Source organism: Flavobacterium sp. 28YEA47A, from assembly GCF_041262125.1.
GTDB lineage: Bacteria > Bacteroidota > Bacteroidia > Flavobacteriales > Flavobacteriaceae > Flavobacterium.
This window is the reverse complement of the sequence record NZ_JBGCCI010000002.1, coordinates 396192-418154: the sequence shown is the minus strand read 5'-3', so window position 1 is coordinate 418154 and position 21963 is coordinate 396192. Positions and strand designations below refer to the sequence as shown.

The 21963-nt window shown below is 35.9% G+C and carries 15 protein-coding genes; 10 read left to right on the top strand and 5 right to left on the bottom strand.

The features are described 5' to 3' along the window. Positions 1–2: 2 nt before the first annotated feature. Positions 3–1601, bottom strand: a complete 1599-nt coding sequence (locus ABH942_RS04370; RefSeq protein WP_370029756.1) for an Ig-like domain-containing protein — start codon at positions 1599–1601, stop codon at positions 3–5. A gap of 69 nt (positions 1602–1670) precedes the next feature. Further along, on the bottom strand, positions 1671–2354 hold the full coding sequence (locus ABH942_RS04365) for a ComF family protein (protein ID WP_370029755.1): 684 nt from the start codon (positions 2352–2354) through the stop codon (positions 1671–1673). A 249-nt stretch (positions 2355–2603) separates the two neighbouring features. Between ABH942_RS04365 and ABH942_RS04360 the strand changes: the two genes are divergently transcribed. From ABH942_RS04360 to ABH942_RS04335, 6 genes are all read left to right on the top strand, one after another. Beyond that, positions 2604–3467 carry a hypothetical protein gene (locus tag ABH942_RS04360; protein WP_370029754.1) on the top strand — a complete coding sequence of 288 codons (864 nt, stop codon included), beginning with the start codon at positions 2604–2606 and terminating at the stop codon, positions 3465–3467. Between the two features lie 63 nt (positions 3468–3530). After that, entirely contained in the window at positions 3531–5072 is a 1542-nt protein-coding gene (locus ABH942_RS04355; RefSeq protein ID WP_370029753.1) for a glycine--tRNA ligase, read from the top strand. Positions 5073–5486: 414 nt separating this feature from the next. Beyond that, the gene (locus ABH942_RS04350; protein ID WP_370029752.1) at positions 5487–6296 is read left to right on the top strand and encodes a LytR/AlgR family response regulator transcription factor; all 810 of its coding nucleotides are present in this window, start codon (positions 5487–5489) and stop codon (positions 6294–6296) included. 310 nt (positions 6297–6606) lie between these two features. Next, positions 6607–6867, top strand: a complete 261-nt coding sequence (locus tag ABH942_RS04345; protein ID WP_370029751.1) for a hypothetical protein — start codon at positions 6607–6609, stop codon at positions 6865–6867. Positions 6868–7030: 163 nt separating this feature from the next. After that, positions 7031–9067, top strand: coding sequence for a tetratricopeptide repeat protein (locus ABH942_RS04340; RefSeq protein WP_370029750.1), 2037 nt, complete (start codon positions 7031–7033; stop codon positions 9065–9067). 13 nt (positions 9068–9080) lie between these two features. Beyond that, positions 9081–9749 (top strand): response regulator, encoded by a 669-nt coding sequence (locus tag ABH942_RS04335; RefSeq protein WP_370029748.1) that lies wholly within the window; start codon positions 9081–9083, stop codon positions 9747–9749. A gap of 1062 nt (positions 9750–10811) precedes the next feature. On the opposite strand, the gene thiL is transcribed toward ABH942_RS04335, so the two are convergent. After that, positions 10812–11858: a thiamine-phosphate kinase gene (gene thiL / locus ABH942_RS04330; protein WP_370029747.1), complete on the bottom strand. Its 1047-nt coding sequence runs from the start codon at positions 11856–11858 to the stop codon at positions 10812–10814. 169 nt (positions 11859–12027) lie between these two features. Between thiL and ABH942_RS04325 the strand changes: the two genes are divergently transcribed. The 3 genes from ABH942_RS04325 (at position 12028) to ABH942_RS04315 (ending at position 17202) form a co-directional block, all read left to right on the top strand. Then, entirely contained in the window at positions 12028–12903 is an 876-nt protein-coding gene (locus ABH942_RS04325; RefSeq protein ID WP_370029746.1) for an ABC transporter ATP-binding protein, read from the top strand. A 1-nt stretch (position 12904) separates the two neighbouring features. Next, the gene (locus ABH942_RS04320) at positions 12905–16555 is read left to right on the top strand and encodes an ABC transporter permease/M1 family aminopeptidase (RefSeq protein WP_370029745.1); all 3651 of its coding nucleotides are present in this window, start codon (positions 12905–12907) and stop codon (positions 16553–16555) included. Between the two features lie 161 nt (positions 16556–16716). Then, positions 16717–17202: a DinB family protein gene (locus ABH942_RS04315; RefSeq protein ID WP_370029744.1), complete on the top strand. Its 486-nt coding sequence runs from the start codon at positions 16717–16719 to the stop codon at positions 17200–17202. A 2-nt stretch (positions 17203–17204) separates the two neighbouring features. On the opposite strand, the gene ABH942_RS04310 is transcribed toward ABH942_RS04315, so the two are convergent. Together ABH942_RS04310 and lepA are read right to left on the bottom strand one after the other, a co-directional pair. Beyond that, positions 17205–18167, bottom strand: a complete 963-nt coding sequence (locus tag ABH942_RS04310; protein WP_370029743.1) for a helix-turn-helix transcriptional regulator — start codon at positions 18165–18167, stop codon at positions 17205–17207. 84 nt (positions 18168–18251) lie between these two features. Continuing rightward, positions 18252–20048, bottom strand: a complete 1797-nt coding sequence (gene lepA, locus ABH942_RS04305; RefSeq protein ID WP_370029742.1) for a translation elongation factor 4 — start codon at positions 20046–20048, stop codon at positions 18252–18254. 280 nt (positions 20049–20328) lie between these two features. Here lepA and ABH942_RS04300 point away from each other — a divergent pair, with 280 nt between their 5' ends. Continuing rightward, complete coding sequence (locus ABH942_RS04300) at positions 20329–21903, top strand: murein L,D-transpeptidase (protein ID WP_370029741.1); 1575 nt, start codon at positions 20329–20331, stop codon at positions 21901–21903. Positions 21904–21963 lie beyond the last annotated feature (60 nt).

The window sequence follows — 21963 nt, the reverse complement described above, 5'->3', positions numbered from 1 at the left end:
CGTTAATTTCCTAGATTGACCGTTTGGTCAACATCCCAATTGGCCCTGACATCTATTGCTGTTGGATAATAAACCACTTCTTCGGGTTGTCGCTTTTCCAAATAACTGCCGGTATCCCAGATCTTGTTTTTGTTTTCATCATAGATTACCCGAAGTGTGAAAAGATTCGGTTGTAGTCCCATAAAGTCAATAATGTCTTTGCCTTCAGAGTATTCAGAAGCAATGAGGTCACCTTTGGAATTGGTGATTTCAATAATGACAGGATAGTGTTTTACGTTTTGCAATCGTATGCGAAGATTTCCATATTCGGAGATATTTTGGGTCTTTAGGCGGTAATTTAAAGTGTCATTCGCCTGCTGTATATAATTAGTAAAGGCACCTGGAAAAGCAGTGATTTTATAAGTTTCCAATGGCTCTTTTTCAAAATCAATCTTTATTTCCTGGTGAAATTCATCATATTCAGTAGTAAAAGGAACGGCTATGGAATCCTTATTCACTAAGCTGATTTTAGATTTATCGACAGCAACTAATGGCATGGACGCGTTGATGGTAAAACGGTCGCGAAAATGCAGTGTATTGCTCTGTACTGCTTGGAAACTAAGTGTGTCTTTCTTTTGATTTTTAATTTTTACAGTAAACTCTTTGCTGAATTTGTCCTTGTCAATTTTTAAGAGTAGAGAATCTGTTTTTATAGGACTGAACCATACCTGCAAGGAGTCTTTTTTCGGGAATTTAGAAATTTTTACCGGAAGGTTTTCCCCATTATTTTTTAAAGTAACGACTGCATTTTTGCCATCCCCTTCATATGGTACGATAATTCGATTGCCGGAAGCCTGATACGGTTTGGTTGCTTTAAAAGGAATGATTTCCTTAAACAGTTCCATTTCATAAAGAGTATCGCTCGGGATTTTCACAAATTCTTTATGGAAAGCAATCTTGTCCGTTTTCGGATTAAATTTGAAATTATTGTTTTGATCCTTCAGGGCTATCAACAAATATTTGCCTTCTTTCAGATTTTCGAGCTTGAATGTTTTGAGACTGTCCAAAGTATTGGTCACATATCTCGGGTTTTGTTTATAGATTATGGAATCTGTAAAAGTCTCATTTACTTCATAGAGCATAATCGAGACGAAATTATCTACATTTTTAGTGTAAGCATCTTTTATAAAGCCTCCTATAGAAAGCGAGTCGATAGCATTTCCTGTAGAAAATACATATTTGAATTGCTGGTATGGATTACCTTCATTGTTATCCTGAATACTGCTCCCAAAGTTAAAGCTGTAGGTCGTATTGGGCAGGAGTGTATCCTTAATTTTTATGGTGATGTATTTGCTGGCATTGGAAGGCGAAACTATAGGCGGATTTTTCATTGGTGGTGAAATAATCAGCTGTTTGTTTACATCCTTGATTTTAACATACTCGTCAAAAGTAATCTTGATTTCCTGTACGTTGAAATTGGTGCTGAAATTTTTTGGTACACTGGAACGCATTACCGGTGGAAGAGTGTCCTTTAGGCCGCCGGTAATACTGCCTCTTTTTGCACAACTTATTACGGACAGGGCCAAAATAATATATAAAAACGCAAATCGGATTCTAAACATCAGGAAATAATTTATGTACAAAATAACAATTATATTTAGAGCTGACGAAATCTTTGCAAAAATTATTTCTTAAGAATGGGTATAAGCCATGGTCACCACACTAATTTTGGCATCTGGGATTTTCAATAAAGCTTTAGCGCAGGCTTCAATAGTGGTTCCGCTGGTAATAACATCGTCTATCAGCAAGAAGTGTTTGGCATGATGCGCTTCCGAAAACGTAACATCAAACAAATTTTCTTTGATTTCTGTCCTGCCAAAAAAACTTTTCTGGGTTTGAGTGTCGGAATAGACGGCTCTGTATAATATAGAGTCGTTATACGCAACCTGAAGTACAGACGATAAGGCAAGGCCAAATTTTTCTACCTGATTATAACCACGCTTTTTAAGCCGCTTTTTATGTAGCGGAACGGGAATGATAAAATCTATGCTCTTGACGATTTCTAAAAGTTTTAGATCTTCTCCATACCACGCGCCCAGCATAGTGCCAATTTCCTGATGGTTTTTGTATTTCAGATTGTGGATGAGTTCCTGAACAATTCCTTTTTTGTGAAAATAAATCATAGCTGCTCCAAATTCAATAGGAATCCTTCCATAAAATTTTTTAGTGATTTCGTTTTCCGTTTCAAGATGATGGTTTGTCAATGGCAATTCGTGTCGGCAGGAAGTGCAGATAACGGTTTCGTTTAACTGCATAAATTCGCCACAACCAAGACATACTTGTGGGGAAAACAGGTCGAAAAGGCTTTTAAACATACTGTTTGGTTTATAAATGGACAGCTTAAAAATAAGGAAATTTTTGACAAATTCTTTTTCTGATTTTTAAATTTTGAAACTGAATAAAATACAAGATGTTGATATTATGGGTTTTAGGTTTTTATTAAGAATTCTGAAAAAATGAGAATTCTTAAAAACGTTCGTTTAACCTGATGGATTCACTTTTGGTCGATTATTTTTTGCAGGCAGGAGCCATTCGGTTAATTTCACGAAAATTTTTCAGAAACTATGTCTCTCAAGCCTACATTTTCTATTGTGAATATAACCGCCATTATTTCCGTTTTGACGGCGGCTGCACTTGCAGTAAAATGGTATAGCATGAGAACTGAAAAAGAAAATTTGGCGCATAATATAGAATTAGATCGGAAATTGCACAATAACGAAATTAGTGAGATACTAATTCGTTATGATGCGGCTCTTCAGCAAAATGAGGAATTGACAAAAGAATTGGAAGCGCTAAAAAATAAGACAGTTCAGACAGATGACTCGGTTAGGTCCAATTTGAATATGCTTAAAGAAAATATTTCAGCACTTACAAAAGAGAAATATACCAAAAGCTCACAGTTGGAAACACTCAATAATATCCTCAGATTAAAACAGCAGGATTTTGAGAATAATAAAAAAGAAATTGAAAAACTGTACGCAAAAATCAACCAATTAGAATCTGAAATTCTGGCAAGTTCAGAAGTGAAAGTAGAAAAGAAAAAGCTCAAAGCATCTAATGTAAGCGCAATTGGAGCCAGAACAGTATCTGAAAAAGTACTCGAAACCAAAAAAACCAAAAACACGGAGCAGATAAAAGTTTGCTTCACTCTTGAAGACAATATGTGGATTGAAAGAGGAATCAAAGAAATATTTATTCAGATTATCAATCCCAAGGCTAATATTGTAAGCAAAAACAAATCTTCAATAGAGATTAAAAATCAGACACTTTTTTACAGCGCTAAAACCAGTGTCAATTATGATAAAGGCGATGTTGATGTCTGTGTTTTTGTTGATGCAAACAAACAACATCTCATAAAAGGAAACTATATTATCAACATATTTTCCGGTGCTCATCTTATCGGAAATACCAGCCTTTTCCTGCTTTAAACTTTCTGGTTTAAAAAAACAGCATTTCCCCCGATTTTCATTCTCTTTTTATATTTTTGCACTATGGCAAAACAAGACGATTTATTTAAAAATATAGTTTCGCATGCAAAAGAATACGGATATATTTTTCCGTCAAGCGAAATTTACGATGGATTGAGTGCAGTTTATGATTATGCACAAAACGGTGTTGAACTGAAGAAAAATATCCGCGAATATTGGTGGAAAGCAATGGTGCAGATGCACGAAAACATTGTGGGCATTGATGCGGCTATTTTAATGCACCCAACAACTTGGAAAGCTTCAGGACACGTAGATGCGTTTAATGATCCGTTAATTGACAACAAAGATTCCAAAAAAAGATACCGTGCCGATGTTCTGATTGAAGATTATGCTGAAAAGATAAATCAGAAGGCACAAAAAGAAATAGAAAAAGCAAGAACCCGATTTGGCGAAGCCTTCAATGAACAGGAATTTATTACTACCAATGCCAGAGTCGTAGAATACTTGGCAAAGCGTAAAGAAATTCTTGAGCGTATGGCACGTTCGCTCGAAACAGAAAATCTTGCAGACGTAAAGGCCCTGATAGAAGAGCTGGAAATCGCTGATCCTGAAACAGGTTCTAAGAACTGGACAGATGTTAAACAGTTCAACCTGATGTTTGGTACGAAACTAGGTGCTTCAGCAGAAAGCGCAATGGACTTATACTTGCGTCCGGAAACAGCACAAGGAATTTTCGTGAACTTTTTAAATGTGCAAAAATCGGGAAGAATGAAGGTTCCTTTCGGGATAGCGCAAACAGGAAAAGCGTTCAGAAACGAAATTGTTGCCAGACAGTTTATTTTCAGGATGAGAGAATTCGAACAGATGGAAATGCAGTTTTTTGTGAAGCCGGGTGAAGAAATGAAGTGGTATGAATACTGGAAGACTACCCGACTGAACTGGCATTTGTCTCTTGGTCTTGGGAAAGAAAACTACCGATTCCATGACCATGAAAAGTTGGCACATTATGCTAATGCAGCGGCTGATATCGAATTTAATTTCCCATTTGGCTTTAAAGAACTGGAAGGAATCCACTCAAGGACAGACTTCGATTTAAAAGCGCATGAAGAGCATTCAGGAAGAAAATTGCAATATTTTGATCCGGAAACCAACCAGAATTATGTTCCTTATGTGGTTGAAACGTCTGTTGGTCTTGATAGAATGTTTTTGGCGGTATTCTCTAATTCGTTAAAAGAAGAGACTTTAGAAGACGGATCAGTAAGAACTGTATTGAGATTACCGGCAGTTTTGGCTCCAACAAAAGCAGCTGTATTGCCTTTAGTTAAAAAAGACGGACTTCCGGAATTGGCACAAGAAATTATCGAAGACCTGAAATGGGAATTCAATGTTGCCTACGATGAAAAAGACGCTGTTGGAAGACGTTATAGAAGACAAGACGCATTAGGAACACCATTCTGTATTACGGTTGACCATCAGTCGCTTGAAGACAAGACTGTAACTATCCGTCATAGAGACTCTATGAAACAAGATCGAGTAAAAATTTCTGAATTGAAGGATATTATCAATCAAGAAGTATCGATGAGAACCTGGCTTCAGAAAATATAAATTGCATATATAAAATCTATAAAAAAAGGCTGACCTTGAACGGTAAGCCTTTTTATTTTTGCAAATTTGTATTTTACATAATAAATCTATTTCTGTAAAAAAGTGCCTAAAATTGGATATTTTTTAGTTTTTTTGCCGCCTTTTTCTTTTTATATCAACAAAAATTAAGAATGTATTAACAACAATCCTATTTTTGCACCAAATAAATTAAATTAGTTGAGTGTTTTGTGTCATAAAATGATGAAAATGATTCCCTTATAAGGGAGAAATGCCGATTAAAATAGTTAAGATAGCCCCAAAAACTACTATTCCCGCAAGTCTAAAAATTTATTTACGGACTTAATCACGATGCTCTGACAAAATGAGTAGCTATTATGCTGCTTTTCCAAAAACAAATTTTGTTACTAGCTATTGATGAGTTATTCGTACGTTATCATTAACGATAATCAAGAGAATGTTGTGAATATCCAGAGCCTGGCTGATGGATTTCATAACTTTCGTTTGGTTGCATCTGCGAACAACTACGACGATGGCTTAAATAGTATCTTAGAACATCAGCCTCAATTGGTTTTTTTGGAAATAGATCCAAAAGACAAAAGCAGCAAACTTTCGCTTTCGCTTATCAATGAGCTGTATCGCTATCTTAAAGAAATACCAAAAATTGTTGTTACTGCAAAGAATGGCAATCTAGCTCTGGAAGCCATCAAACATGAGGTTTTTGATTATCTGGTAGCACCATTTAATTTAAATGAATTTCGTAAAACCCTACTGAAATTTGAAAAATCAATACCTTCTACTATTGTCAGTATTCCTCAAGAGCCAGAACAAAAACCGTTTTTTGTAGATAATGACTATCCGGTTAAAAAAGATCCGGAACAACTTACAATCTGTATAAAGTCGTATGGCGATTACCGTTTTATAGACGCCAAAGACATCCAATATTTCCAGGCTGATAATAATTCTACAGATATTCATCTTAACAATGGTGAAATGATTACTGCATTTAAGACATTAAAACATTTTGAAAATGTCTTGCCTTCGCAGTTTTACAGGATTCATAATAGTTATATTGTCAATATCAACTATATTTCGAGAATCCACACCGGAAATGCAGTCTGCTATATTAAAAATACTACCACAAAACTGCCATTCTCTAAATCCTACAAAGGCAATGTCGACCAGATTATTGCCGTAATCTCCAGTTCAGGCTATTTAGAAATCTAATAAAGCCAACACAAAAGTTTTTCTATTTCCACTATTTTTTTAATTCCTAACCCTAATATTTATAAGGGATTAAGGCTGTTTTGTCTTGTTTTTTTGTCATAAAAATCGAAAATCTTTCAAAAACCATCCATCTACTCTCAAAATAATATCATTCACTCACAAACGGGCTCAATCCACAAGACAGACCTGTAAATACTACAATAACTCTCAGGGCCACAGTACTTTTACATCGTGAAAATCAAACATCACAAACCCTAATTCCAAGAACAAATCTTACACATAATTCATTAAACCACAAATGAAAGACATCATGAAAAAAGCTATTTTAACATTCGGATTATTCTCTTTAGTTGTATTAACTTCTTTTACTACAACTGAAAATCAAACGCAAAATGTAGTTGCTGAAACTGGAGATACAGGAGGAGGAAGTACAGGAAATGGACAGGTAATTATCGGGAATAAAAAATTAGATACAGATACAAGTGGTAACAGACCTCAGATTAAGCTTAACGTATCCGATGCAGGAGATACTAAAGGGCAGGTACTAAACGGAAATAAAAAACTTGACTAATAATTTTTAATTACATAAGATTTCAAAAGGCCAATACTGAGTAGTATTGGCCTTTTATTTTTTTGGTATAATTTTTTTATAAAAGGATTGTTGATTTTTGATTTAGTATTTAGTTTTTTTTGTGTCAATAGATTTATTACTTTTGGAAATAAACTTTGGACTATTGAGAAAATATTATCTACTCTTTTTCGTTATTGGTCTATTACTTCTGGGATGCTCAAAGAAAAAAAATACTTTTTTTGACGATAGTAGCATATCTGATACACTTTCTACTTATTTAAAACTGGCTAATGATGATAATGTACCTTATGTAAAAAGGCTAGCATATAATAATAAAGCTTATGCAATTTTAATTAATCAGGATAATGATTCTTTAAATAGAGCTAACCTTTTTAAAGTTGCAAATAGATTTTTCAATATGAATAATTTTGATGAATATCAAAAAGTATCAAGAATTCTTGTTGAAAAATCTAAAAAAGATAAAGACACCATGAGTGCTGCTAAGGCATATACTTATTTGGGAGATTATTATACAAATACCTCAGGAAAAGATAGTGCTTTTGCCTACTACACTAAAGCTGAAAAACTATATAAAAAACTAAATGATAAGATAAATTTAGGTGGTATATATGTTAATATTGCTATTCTTAGGAGTTTAGAAAGGGATTATTCAGGAAGTGAGCTTTCAGCAATTCAAGCGCTCAATGTGTTAAGAGATACAGATGAAAAATCAAAAATTTATGATGCTTATAATATATTAGGTTTTATTTCTTTTGAATTAAAAGATTATGATAAATCAATAGAATATCATGAGAAAGCCTTGGATTTGGCAAATAAAAATACAGGGAATGATGAATTTCATCTTGCCGCAACATCTTTGAATAATATAGGAAATGTTTATCAAAATCAGAATAAACATCTAGAGGCAGTAAAAAAGTTTGAAGAAGCTTTAAAGGATAAGAATTTATTTAACGATAAGCCTGTATTATATGCAACTCTAATTGATAATATTGCGTATTCTAAATTTAAACTTAAGAATGATTCTGAATTGCCTCATTTGTTTTATGTGTCTTTAAAAATTCGCGATAGTTTAAAACTTAGTTCTGGGGTAATCTTTAATAAATTACACTTGTCGGAATATTATGCCGAAAAAAAAGACACTGTAAAATCTAAGCAATTTGCTCAAGAAGCTCTAAAACTTGCTAGAAAGACGAAAAAGAATGGTGACATTTTGATGGCTTTAAAGCAGTTAGGGGCAATTGATCCTAAAAGATCGTCTATATATTCTGACGAATATATAGAAATCAATGATAGTCTTCAAAGTGCTGAACGAAAATCAAAAGATAAATTTGCCCGAATAGAATACGAAACAGATGAAATCATTCAACAAAAAGATAAACTAGCTGAACAAAATAGAAACATACTTTTCTTTTTTGGTCTGGTTGTCATGATTGGGATTCTTCTTTTTGTAATCAAAAACCAGCGTTCCAAAACAAAGGAACTTATGTTGAAACAAGCACAACAGAAAGCCAATGAGGACATCTATAACCTAATGCTTTACCAGCAAAATAAAATAGAAGAAGGTAGAGCTAATGAAAAGGTCAGGATTGCGCAGGAACTTCATGACGGTATTTTGGGAAGATTGTTTGGTGCCCGCCTAAATCTGGATAGTTTGAATAAAAGGCAAGACGATGAAGCTATCGTTAGCAGAAATAACTACCTCGTTGAGCTTAAAAATATAGAGCAGGATATCCGTGAAATCTCACACGATCTTAATCGTGAGAAACATGCCCTAAACAATAATTTTATAGGAATTGTCAACAACCTGATCGAACAGCAGGAAACAGTTTCCCAAGCAAAAGTTTCTTTTGTGGTTGATATGGAAATCGAATGGGAAAAGATTGAAAACTATATCAAGATTAATTTATACCGGATTCTTCAGGAAGCGTTGCTTAACATAAACAAATATGCCCAGGCAGAAAATGTCAGGATTGAGATTTTAAAACAAGAGAAAATATTAAAATTGACTGTGACTGATGATGGAGTAGGATTTTCAGTAAGCAAAAAAAGTAAAGGTATTGGCCTTCAGAATATGCTTTCAAGAGCAAAAGCCTGTGAAGCAGCATTTGATATCAAATCAAAAATAGGTAAAGGAACCACTATAACGGTTGTGTTTCCATTGGAAATCAATCAAAAATAACACACATAACACCATGGCAAAAAAACTAAACATCCTAATCGTTGACGATCACCCGTTTATTATTGAAGCGTATAAGAATACTATAGCCGGCTACCACCCGGCAGAATTCGAGTTCAATATCACGCAGGCAAACGACTGTAAGTCGGCGTATGAAATTCTGACCAGCCCGTCAATGATTCCCTATGATGTAGCGTTTTTTGATATCAGTATGCCGCCTTATCAGGAAAAGAATATTCTTTCAGGAGAGGATCTCGCCAAGCTGATGAAGACAGTTTTGCCTTCCTGTCGCGTGATACTTCTAACCATGCATACAGAGTCATTAAAAATAAACAACATCATTAAGACCATAAACCCGAATGGTCTTATCATCAAAAATGACCTGACTTTTGATGAATTGCTCATAGCATTTGATAAGATATTAAAAAATGAAAACTATTACAGTCAGACGGTTGTCAAGTTTGTAAGCCAGCAGTCCAGCGATAGTAACCTGATTGATGAATATGACCGCCAGATATTGTATCACCTGTCAAGAGGAGTGAAAACCAAAAACATTCCTTTGCATACGCCACTGTCTTTGAGTGCTGTCGAAAAAAGAAAATTAAACCTGAAAGATTTATTCAAAATCAAGGGCGGAAATGACGAGGACCTTATCAATGAGGCCAGGCTTAGAGGATTTATTTAAAATAATGTTCGAGCAATATCTATTGATGCGGTTTTACCGTAAAATATATGCGGGAAAACCGCAAACAGCCTATATTAAATAGCTGTAATTTAGCAATGTAATTTTGAGTTAGAATAAATTAGGGGGTATACCTTTTTTATTTCATTTCTTCGAAAAAAGAGCTGTCTGTAAAGGCAGCTTTTTTATTGCACTCAAGATAGGATTACGGGAAAACCGTAAAACAAATGCGGGAAAACCGCAAACAACTATATGTTGTAATGGCTAGTTTTACACCGTAATCAAAAACGTCTTTTTTAAAGAGCCGGAAGCAAAGTAAGTAGCAAAAAAAATAATGATATTACCCTTTTGTCAGCCCCCAAGATTGACTTAACCTACAAAAATCAATTGGCTGCTTGCGATTCCAAAAAATAAAAATGCGGTAACTCCCCAAAGTGCCGCTTTTTTTATGGGCTTTCAGTTTTTGAATTACGGCTAAACCGTAAAACAAATGCGGGAAAACCGCAAACACCATAAGTGTCTGTTGAATAATTTAGCTTTTAGGAATTAAGAAAGAATTAGATGAAGATTAAGACAATAATCATATTAGCCACCTTAACAGCTTTGCTTTGTTGCAAGAGTGAAACCAATGTGAAAAAAAATACAAGGCAGAGTATAGGTAGTACTAAAACCAAAGATTCATCTAGACAGCAAAAAGTTGTTGTTGTAAAAAACAATGAGTATTTCCTGTTGAATGATAAAAAAATGGATTAATGCTTTGGTTCTTATAGTTTTATAACAATGTTTTGTCCTTTTTTACGGGAAAACCGTAAAACAAATGCGGGAAAACCGTAAACAACTAATGATTTACTAATGTAGTTTTACAGTGTAATAAAGTATAAGTTTTTTCATTGAAGAGATTAAAAGTAAACCCAAGAACGTCGTAAGCAGTAAAAACGAGCAATACCACCCTTTTGTTAGCCCCCAAATGGCTTAAACCTACAAAATAACTGCTGCTTATACAATTGGAAAAATAAAAAAGCGATGATCCCCAACCATCGCTTTTTTTTATGCATTTTTTCCAGATTAGCTGTCAAGAGCATTCCAGCCTCGCGCTTTCAAAGGAATTTTTGTATTAGCTCTTGTAACCAGATGTATACCTTCGCTTTCTGGAGTCATATGTCCAATAACGGTAAAGTTTGGATTTCCTTTAATTTTATCAAAGTCATCCATAGAAATTGTAAAGAGAAGTTCATAGTCTTCACCACCGTTTATGGCAACCGTAGTGCTGTCAATGTTGAATTCCTCACAGACATTGATTAATTGCGGGTCAAGTGGCAGTTTCTCTTCATATAAGTTACATCCAACTCCGGATTGTTTGCAGATATGGATGATTTCTGAAGATAATCCGTCAGAAATGTCAATCATTGAAGTTGGCTTTACTTCCAACGCATGCAATAAAGTCCTGATGTCTTTTCGTGCTTCCGGTCTTAACTGTCTTTCTATGATATACGTATAAGCTTCAAGGTCAGGCTGGCTGTTTGGGTTTACCTGAAATACCTGTTTTTCTCTTTCCAAAACCTGTAATCCCATATAAGCGGAACCAATATCGCCTGTAACGACAAGAAGGTCATTTGATTTTGCACCATTCCTGTATACTAATTCCGATTCGTCAGCTTCACCAATTGCAGTAATGCTGATTATCAGTCCTTTTTGGGAAGAAGTGGTGTCTCCGCCAATCACATCTACATTATATTCTTTTGCTGCCAAGGCAATACCGTCAAATAATTCCTCAAGTGCTTCCAAAGGAAAGCGGTTAGAAACAGCTACTGAAACGGTAATCTGCGTAGGCTTGGCATTCATGGCATAAATGTCAGATACATTTACTACAACCGATTTATATCCCAAATGTCGTAAAGGCATATAGGCCAAATCAAAATGGACGCCCTCAATAAGCAGATCGGTTGAAATAACGGCCTTTTTATCTTTAAAATCCAAAACCGCGGCATCGTCTCCAATTCCTTTGAAAGTAGAAGGCTGGTTGATTTCGAAATTTTTTGTCAGATGTTTTATAAGCCCGAATTCTCCTAATTCAGACAAGCTTGTTCGTTGCTGGTTTTTATCTTCAATCATTTTAAATTCTATAATAAGAGCTGCAAAGGTACGAAGTTTGAAATTGACAGTAAATCGTAAAGTTTATTTGTTAAAAACGCTTATTTTTAAAAATAGATCGCTGAAATGTGTAACAAAAAAAGCAATCTTTCCACTAACCAATTATAATCAACCAAAATATTTACAAATTATGAAGCTTAAAATTAATAACTTAAGTAAGACGTATAAAAATGGCGTTAAGGCTTTAGATAGCTTGAATCTGGAAATTGGTTCCGGAATGTTTGGACTTTTAGGACCAAATGGCGCTGGAAAATCCTCTTTGATGCGAACTATTGCCACTTTACAGAAACCAGATTCTGGTACCATTGAATTTGATGGAATCAATGTATTGGAAGACAATATTGCTTTAAGAAAAATTTTAGGCTACCTGCCGCAAGAATTTGGGGTTTATCCAAACATGTCGGCAGAAAAACTTTTGGATTATTTTGCAAGACTAAAGGGAATTTCTTCAAAATCAGAAAGAAAAGAATTGGTAAAGAAAGTTTTGGAAGTAACCAATCTTTACGAACAGAGAAACAAATCAGTAAGCGGCTATTCAGGTGGTATGAAGCAGCGTTTCGGAATTGCACAATTGCTTTTGAACAATCCTAAATTAATTATAGTTGATGAGCCAACGGCTGGTTTAGACCCGGCAGAACGCCATCGTTTCCTAAATGTTTTGAGAGAAATAGGAACCAATCATACGGTTATTTTTTCTACGCACATCGTGGATGACGTAAAAGAATTATGTCACGAAATGGCTATCTTAAACGGAGGGAAAATTCTTTCGCAGGGAACTCCGGAACAGGCTGAAGAAAGACTGAAAGGACAAATTTGGACAAAAGTTATTGTTCGCGAAGAATTGGATAATTATGAGCGTGATTTTAACGTGATCTCATCAAAATATAACCAGGATAATACTTTAAATATCAAAGTTTATAGCAGTGAAAAACCGGATGAGACATTTGTCGCAGCCGCACCGCAATTGGAAGATGTATATTTTGTAGCACTTAAATCAGACCAATAATATGTTTTCTACGATATTTAATTTTGAAATAAAACGATGGTTCAGGAACCCTTCGTTTTATATATTCGCAGCACTGTTTTTTGGAATGTCTTTCCTTTTTGCAGCTGCGAGCTTTGGTGTTTTTGATGATTTGACCGCGGCGCGAAGTTCTAATGCCTATGCCAATTCGCCTACGGCTTTGAACGGCTTTATCAATGCAATGAATGTCTTGATTTACTTCCTGCTGCCAATAATTGTAGGTTCTTCCGTATACAGAGACTTCAGGTACAATATGCATACGATATTGTTCTCGTATCCTTTTACAAAATTGGATTATATCGCCGGGAAATTTTTAAGCTCCCTGTTTGTTGTTATCCTTATTACGTTGACTATTATTTTAGGTCTGGTTGCAGCATCGTTGCTTCCGTGGGTAAATCACGATCTGCTGTTGCCTTTTAATCCGGTAGCATATGCGCAGATTTACCTGATTTATATCATCCCGAACTTATTCATTTTTGGTGTTCTTATTTTTGCATTAGTTACGATTACCCGAAATATTTCTGTTGGATTTATTGGAGTTATACTAGTATTGCTATTACAGGTAATACTTTCCAGTTTTACACAAGACACGGATAACAGATACATTGTGGCTTTATGGGAACCTTTTGGAATGGAAGCAGCCGGCTATTATACAAAATACTGGACCATTGCTGAACAGAACGAAAATCTGCTGCCATTTGAAGGTGTAATTATCTATAACAGACTTATCTGGATAGGGATCTCCCTGGTTATTCTGGGACTACTTTATCGTTATTTCTCATTTAGCCAGACAGCACTAACCATTGGAAAAAGCAAGAAAAGCGAAAGAGCTGTCAAGAATAATTTTGGAGGAATAACAAGAATCGAACTTCCAGTTGTGAAATTTGATTTCTCTAACTGGCAGAATTTTAAAACAGTCTGGAGCTTGTCAAATGTAGACTTGAAATTTATCCTTAGAAACTGGGCTTTTATTGTCATTGCTATTGTAGGGCTTCTTTTCTTATTGTTGGTTTCTATTTCTACGGGTAGTATTTTCGGAACGGATACGTATCCGGTGACCTGGCAGATGCTTGAGATTTCGGGAGGTTCGTTCACACTTTTTATCAATGTACTGACATTCTTATTTGCAGGTATACTGATTCATAGGGCAGATACGACAAGAATGAGCCATCTGATTGATGTGACGCCAATCCCGAACTGGGTACTGCTATTCTCAAAGTTTATAGCTATTGTAAAAATGCAGATTACACTTCTGATTCTGATTTTGGTAGCGGGCGTATTAATTCAGTCATATCATGGTTATTATAATTTTGAATTCGGGCATTACCTGTTTGAATTATACGGCATAAAAATATTCAATTTTATAGCGTGGGCTTTGCTGGCGGTATTCATACAGACGATTTTCAAGAACTATTTGTTAGGATTTTTTGTCTTGATGCTTCTTTCTATTGGGTTGCGGTTTTTACCACAATTGGGTGTCGAGCAGGATATTTTCAGGTTTAATTCTGATACAGGCTATGCTTATTCAGATATGAACGGATATGGGCATTCGCTTAATAGCTATTATCTGTACAAATTCTATTGGATCTTGTTAGGGATAGTCTTGTTTTGCGTAGCATTGCTATTCTGGAAACGTGGAATCCCGATGTCAATCAAAGAAAGATTTTCGAACGCTAAAAAGCGCTTTACTCCAAAATTGGCAATTCCAATGATAGTAGCGTTAGTAGGTTTCTTAGCGATTGGAAGTACTATTTATTATGAAGATAACATCAGAAATCCATACTATTCTCAGAAGGAAAATGAAAAACAGGCTGTAGAATGGGAAAAGAAATATAAAAAATATGAGCATTATGCTCAGCCAAGAATCACGGATATCAATGTTAATATGGATATTTATCCAAAAAGCAGGGATTTCAAGGCGAAAGGTTATTATTTCCTAAAAAATAAATCAAAAGAAACTATCGATTCGCTATTCCTGAATTATAACGGATACGAAAACAAGTTCAGTTTCAACAAAGAAACGCAGCTGGTTTCAAAAGATACGGTGTTTCATTTTAATATTTATAAGCTGAAAACGCCTTTGGCTCCAGGCGATTCCATAAAAATGGAATTTGAAGTATACAATAAGCCAAACACTTTTATTACCAGCCATTCTCCGGTTTTAGAAAATGGTACATTCATCAACAACAGCTATTTCCCTTCTATAGGATATTCAGATAGCGGTGAACTTTGGGATGATGAAACAAGAGCAAAATACGGTCTGAAGCCAAAAGAAAGAATGGCCAAACCAACAGATAGCATAGCCAGACAGAATACTTATATTTCTAACGATGCTGATTGGGTTAATTTTGAAACGACTGTCAGTACTTCGGACGATCAGATTGCTATTGCGCCAGGCTACCTGGAGAAGCATTGGAAAAAGAACGGCAGAAGCTATTTCCATTATAAAATGGATCAAAAAATGCTGAATTTCTATGCATACCAATCAGCACGATACGAAGTGAAAAAAGACAAATGGAAAGATGTCAACATTGAAATCTATTATCAAAAAGGTCACGAGTACAACATAGACCGAATGATAAAAGGAGTGAAAAGGGCATTAGACTATTATACTGAAAATTTTGGACCATACCAGCACAAGCAAGCACGAATCATTGAGTTTCCAAGAACCGGTGGTGGTTTTGCACAGTCTTTTGCCAATACAATCCCTTATTCTGAAGCCGTTGGTTTTATTGCCCATGTTGATGATGAAGATGAAAATGCGGTTGATTACCCATTTTCTATAACTGCGCATGAAATGGCGCACCAATGGTGGGCACATCAGGTTATTGGTGCAAACGTGCAGGGAGCAACTCTTATGTCTGAAAGTTTGTCGGAATACAGCTCGCTGAAAGTATTGGAGCATGAATACGGAAAATCACAGATGAGAATGTTCTTGAAAGATGCTTTGGATAACTATCTTATAGGAAGAACTTTTGAAAGCAAGAAGGAACAGCCTTTGATGTATAACGAGAACCAGCAGTATATCCACTATAACAAAGGATCTTTGGTTTTGTATGCTTTGAGCGATTATATAGGCGAAAAGAACATGAACAATGCCTTGAAGAAATACTTGCAAAAAGTAGCTTATCAGGAAGCGCCATATACCAATTCAATAGAATTTGTGTCCTATCTGAATGAAGCGACTCCGGATTCTTTGAAATACATGATCAAGGATATGTTTGAGACGATTACGCTATATGATAACCGCATAAAAGGAGTCACTTCCAAAAAACTTCCTAACGGCAAGTATGAAGTGACTATTGAAGCGCTAGTAAGCAAATATCGTTCAGACGAAAAAGGAAACAGAACATTTAAGGATGCAGCCGGCAAAACGCTTACGTATAAAGGTAAAGGCGATAGGCACGCTGTAGAATCCTATCCTTTGAATGATTATGTTGAGGTAGGTATATTTGGAGAACAAACAGTAAAAGGTAAGACCAAAGAGAAAGAACTTTATCTTAAGAAGTATAAGATTGATAAGATTGACAATAAGTTTGTCATTGTAGTCGATGAAAAACCGGTTGAGGTTGGGATTGACCCATACAATAAGCTTATTGATACTAAATCTGATGATAATAGGAGAAAGCTCTAAACAAGCCCGTTTCCTAATAAAAATAAGGCCTGCAGTCCATTCCGACTGCAGGTTTTTTTATGGAAATAAAAAAAAATAAAAAATAAAAAATACTGCTGACAAACTGTTGTCACTAGCCCCATTTACCTTTGACATGTAAACAATAAAAAACAAAAAAAATTATGAACGCAACAGCTCAAGCACCACAGATTATTACTAAAGAAAATTTATTAAGACACTGGCAAGGACACCGCGGATTAACCCGTCGTGTTATTGAAGCTTTCCCGGAAAAAGAATTTTTTGAATTCTCTATCGGCGGAATGAGAACCTTCGCACAATTGACATCAGAACTTTTGGCAATCGCTTCTCCTGCTTTGAAAGGAATTGTAGAGCGCGATGAAAAGCCTTACATTGAGAATGCCGACAATGGAACTACAAAGGCAGATTATTTACGCAAGTGGGATGAAGCTACTGAGGAAATCAATAAATACTGGAATTTATTGGATGTCGCAGATTTCAGCGAGAAATTCAATCTTTTCGGACAATATGAATTCCCGATCATTGACAATATTTTCTATTTTATTGATAATGAAATTCACCACAGAGGACAAGGTTACGTTTATTTAAGAGCCTTGAACATTGAACCACCATTCTTCTGGGAAAGATAATATTAAAGTCTCGAACGGGTTTTGGAAATTATTTCTGAAACCCGTTCTTTTAATCGCTCAGGCTCTAAAATCGTCGCATAATCGCCATACGTCATATACCAGCGAGAAAATCCTTCTTCAATATCACGCGACATAAAAGTCATTTCTACATTCCCGTCATTTATTTCTTTTTGGGAAACGAATCCATGATGTTTTTTCTGTGTAGCAATATACTTTGAGATTTTTTTCGGCAGCACAATCCTAACTTTAGTAGTGCTGTATTTCTGTATATCATTTTGCAAATAAGCTTCCAGATCCGGATGCTCAATAGTAAACGGTTTGTCTGTTGGCTTGATTTGATGAATCCTGTCAGCCCTAAACTGACGGTAATCGTTTCGTAAATGGCAAAAACCTAAAGTGTACCAGTTTTCATTTTCATGAAAAATACCGACAGGTTCAATAAGTCTTTCGGTTGGATCGTCTGCTTCTATAGCCAGATAAGTCAAAATAACCTGTGTTTTTTCTGCAATGCTTTTAAAAAGCAATGCCAATGCATTAGGAGCTTTTTCATTAAATAGTTTTCTGGCAGGCTGCATCAATACATTAGATTCTATAGTTGAAATCCAATCTTTGTCAGAACTTTTCAATACAGCTTTCAGTTTAAAAGCAGCAGAACTATAATGACTGTGGAGTTCTTTGTCTGTGAATTTTTCCATGAGTTTTTCAGCTGCAATAAAACTGCTGGCTTCTTCACGGGTAAACATAACGGGCGGCAGACGATAACCATCAAGCAACGAGTAGCCAACACCGGCTTCGCTGTAGATAGGAACGCCAGATGCTTCCAAAGTGCGGATATCCCTGTAAATTGTCCTTAGGCTCACCTCAAAACGGTCGGCAATTTCTTGCGCCCTGACAATTTTTTTGGACTGCAATTGGATAAGGATTGCTACAATCCTGTCAAATCTTTTTGGAGACTCGTCCATCATAATTAAAAAACTAATGATCAAATATACGCCAAAACAAAAAACCTCGACAACTTTCGCTATCGAGGTTTTTCTCTATTTTTAAAACTAGTCGTTCAGTTTCAAAACCGCCATAAAAGCTTCTTGCGGAATTTCAACATTACCTACCTGTCTCATGCGTTTTTTACCTTTTTTCTGTTTTTCCAACAGTTTTCGTTTACGGGAAATATCACCACCATAACATTTTGCGGTAACGTCTTTTCTCAATGCCTTGATAGTCTCACGTGCGATAATTTTAGCTCCGATAGCAGCCTGGATTGGAATATCAAACTGTTGTCTTGGAATCAGTTCACGTAACTTTTCGGTCATTTTTTTACCAATGTTATAGGCATTGTCTTCGTGAATCAAAGCAGAAAGTGCATCCACACCTTGTGCATTCAATAAAACATCCAGTTTAACCAATTTTGAAGTTCTCATTCCGATTGGAGAATAATCAAAAGAAGCATATCCTTTTGAGATTGTTTTCAATCGGTCATAAAAATCAAATACGATTTCAGCCAAAGGCATGTCAAATGAAAGTTCAACACGGTCAGTAGTCAGATAGGTCTGGTTGGTAATAACGCCACGCTTTTCGATACATAGTGACATTACGTTTCCAACAAAATCTGATTTGGTAATAATGGTTGCCTTGATATACGGTTCTTCAACACGATCCAGTTTAGAAGGTTCCGGAAGGTCTGATGGGTTGTTAACCACAAGGGCCTTTTCAGGTTCTTTCTTAGTATAAGCCAAATAAGAAACGTTAGGAACAGTAGTGATTACGGTCATGTCGAATTCACGTTCCAAACGCTCTTGTATGATTTCCATGTGTAGCATTCCTAAGAATCCGCAACGGAAACCAAATCCTAATGCGGCAGAACTTTCAGGAGTAAAGACAAGTGAAGCGTCATTCAGCTGCAATTTTTCCATCGAAGCTCTCAAATCTTCATAATCTTCGGTGTCAACCGGATAAATTCCGGCAAAAACCATTGGTTTTACATCTTCAAAACCTGTAATCATATTGGTTGTAGGTGTCTTCGCATCGGTCAATGTATCACCTACTTTTACTTCTTTTGCTTCTTTGATTCCGGAAATTAAATAACCAACATCACCTGCAGAAATTACAGATTTTGGAACCTGATTTAGTTTCAATGTACCAATTTCATCAGCGAAATATTCATTTCCGGTAGCCATGAATTTAATCTTCTGGCCCTTTTTGATCTGTCCGTTAATAACCCTGAAAATTACTTCAATGCCTCGGAAAGGATTGTAGACAGAGTCAAAAATAAGTGCCTGCAAAGGTTCTTCAGGATCTCCTTTTGGTGGTGGAACTCTTTCAATAATTGCAGCCAGGATATCTTCTACACCTAATCCTGTTTTTCCGGAAGCGTGAATGATTTCTTCCAATTTACAACCTAACAGGTCAACAATATCATCACTTACTTCCTCTGGGTTAGCACTCGGAAGGTCAACTTTGTTTAGTACAGGAATAATTTCCAAATCATTTTCCAAAGCCAGGTATAAGTTTGAAATAGTCTGTGCCTGGATACTTTGTGCCGCATCGACAATCAAAAGCGCACCTTCGCAAGCCGCAATTGAACGGGAAACTTCATATGAAAAGTCAACGTGTCCGGGAGTATCAATAAGGTTCAGGATATAGTCTTCACCTTTATAATGATATTCCATCTGGATCGCATGGCTTTTTATTGTAATACCTCGCTCGCGCTCAAGGTCCATATTGTCAAGCAATTGGGCCTTTTCTTCACGGGCGGTTACGGTTCTCGTCGCACCCAGCAAACGGTCGGCAAGCGTACTTTTCCCGTGGTCGATATGTGCAATAATGCAAAAATTCCTAATATGTTTCATCTTCGTTTTATATCAATTTTATTCAGGGCAATAACCCTATCTTGGCTTTAGAGCAAGATTCTCCTTCGTTCTCCGCTTTATTTCCTTAAAGATAAGGAATTAATCGGCAAATATAGTTTTTTAGTTTTTAAGTTAAAAGTGGAATTTTTGAAGAAAAATAAGCCATTATTGCAGTCGAAAAATAATGCATTCTAAAATTTACGTTAAAAGGAAAATACGAATGGGATAAAAGTTTTAATCCCAAAATAATTTTTCTATATTTAATAAAAAGAATAGCCCTATGAGAAAAATAATTCCAATACTGATTATCTGTTGCACAGGTCTGTTTTTGACAGCTTCCTGTAAGAAGAAAGACAAAGATCTTTCGGGAATTGATGTGCATGAAGAAGAAAATACAATTTCTTTTGACAGTACCCAGGTTGCCGGGTTTTTTACAAAATATCCGGATTTTAAGGAGTACGAGCCAGAAATAAAAGAACTATACAGAAAGCACGATTATCATTATATCTGGTACGACCGCGGCGGACTGATTGAATTTGCTGCGGCCTTGTTTGACAAGGTCAATCAGATCAAATCAGAAGGTGTTCAGAATCAATTGCCTTATAAGCAGCAGATCAGCGATATTTTTTACGAATCAAAAGAGAAAAGCGGGCCGGATTTATCTTCGGAACTGTTGATTTCATCCATGTATTTTTTCTATGCTAAAAATGTCCTTCAAGGATTGGACCCAAAAGAAAGTAAAGAAAGCGGTTGGTATTTGCCTCGTGAAAAAGTTTCGTATGTCACTTATCTGGATACGCTAATGAAAGACCCGAATCTTCTGAAAAAAGACGATTCTGAATTGCTTCCTCTTTATTACGATCTGAAAAAAGGATTGCAAAAGTATACTGATATAGAAGAAAAAGGAGGTTGGGGAACAATTGAAATGGAAGCAGGAGTCAAGTCGCTTAAACCCGGAGACAGTTCTAAAACAATAGCGCAAGTTCGGAAAAGACTTTTCATTTCTGGTGATTTGAAGAAGGATTCCGGGAGCAATCAATATGATGATGAATTATTGCAGGCCGTCACAGCCTACAAAAAGAGAAACTCTCGTGAAATGGACAACCTGATTACGCCGGATTTGGTGAAACACCTCAATGTTCCGGTTCAGGACAGGATTAAATCTATTGTAGTAAATATGGAGCGTTGCCGTTGGATCTCTACAGACCTTACCAAAGGAGGCGAATACATTGCGGTTAATATTCCTTCGTATAGGATGAGGTATTACAAAGACAATAAAGTGAGATTGGAATCCAATGTTGTCGTGGGAAAAGAAATGAACAAAACAGTAGTGTTTAGCGGGCAGATGAGCTATCTGGTCTTTAGCCCGTATTGGAATATTCCGAAAAGCATTATTGAAAAAGAAATAAAGCCTGGAATGGCGAAAGACAAAAATTATTTGGAAAAACACAATATGGAATGGAATAATGGATTAGTCCGCCAAAAACCCGGAGATAAAAACTCGCTTGGATTGGTAAAATTCATGTTTCCAAATTCTAACAATATCTACCTGCATGACAGCCCGGCCAAAAGTCTTTTTAATAAGGAGAGTAGGGCATTTAGCCATGGTTGTGTACGTGTTCAAAAAGCAAGAGATTTAGCAGTGGCAATTTTAGAAGATGATAAAAGTTGGACATCTCAAAAAATAGACAAAGCCATGCATGCCGGAAAAGAAAGCAGTTATACATTAAAGAAAAAAATACCGGTTTATATTGCTTATTTTACGGCATTCGCTGATGAGAACGGTATGATAAGTTTCTTTGATGATGTTTATAACAGAGATGCAAGATTAGCGTCATTACTATACAAGTCATAAAAAAATAGGAAAAATTGAAGGACTGCACTATTAGTGCGGTCTTTTTTTGCTTTAAATAGA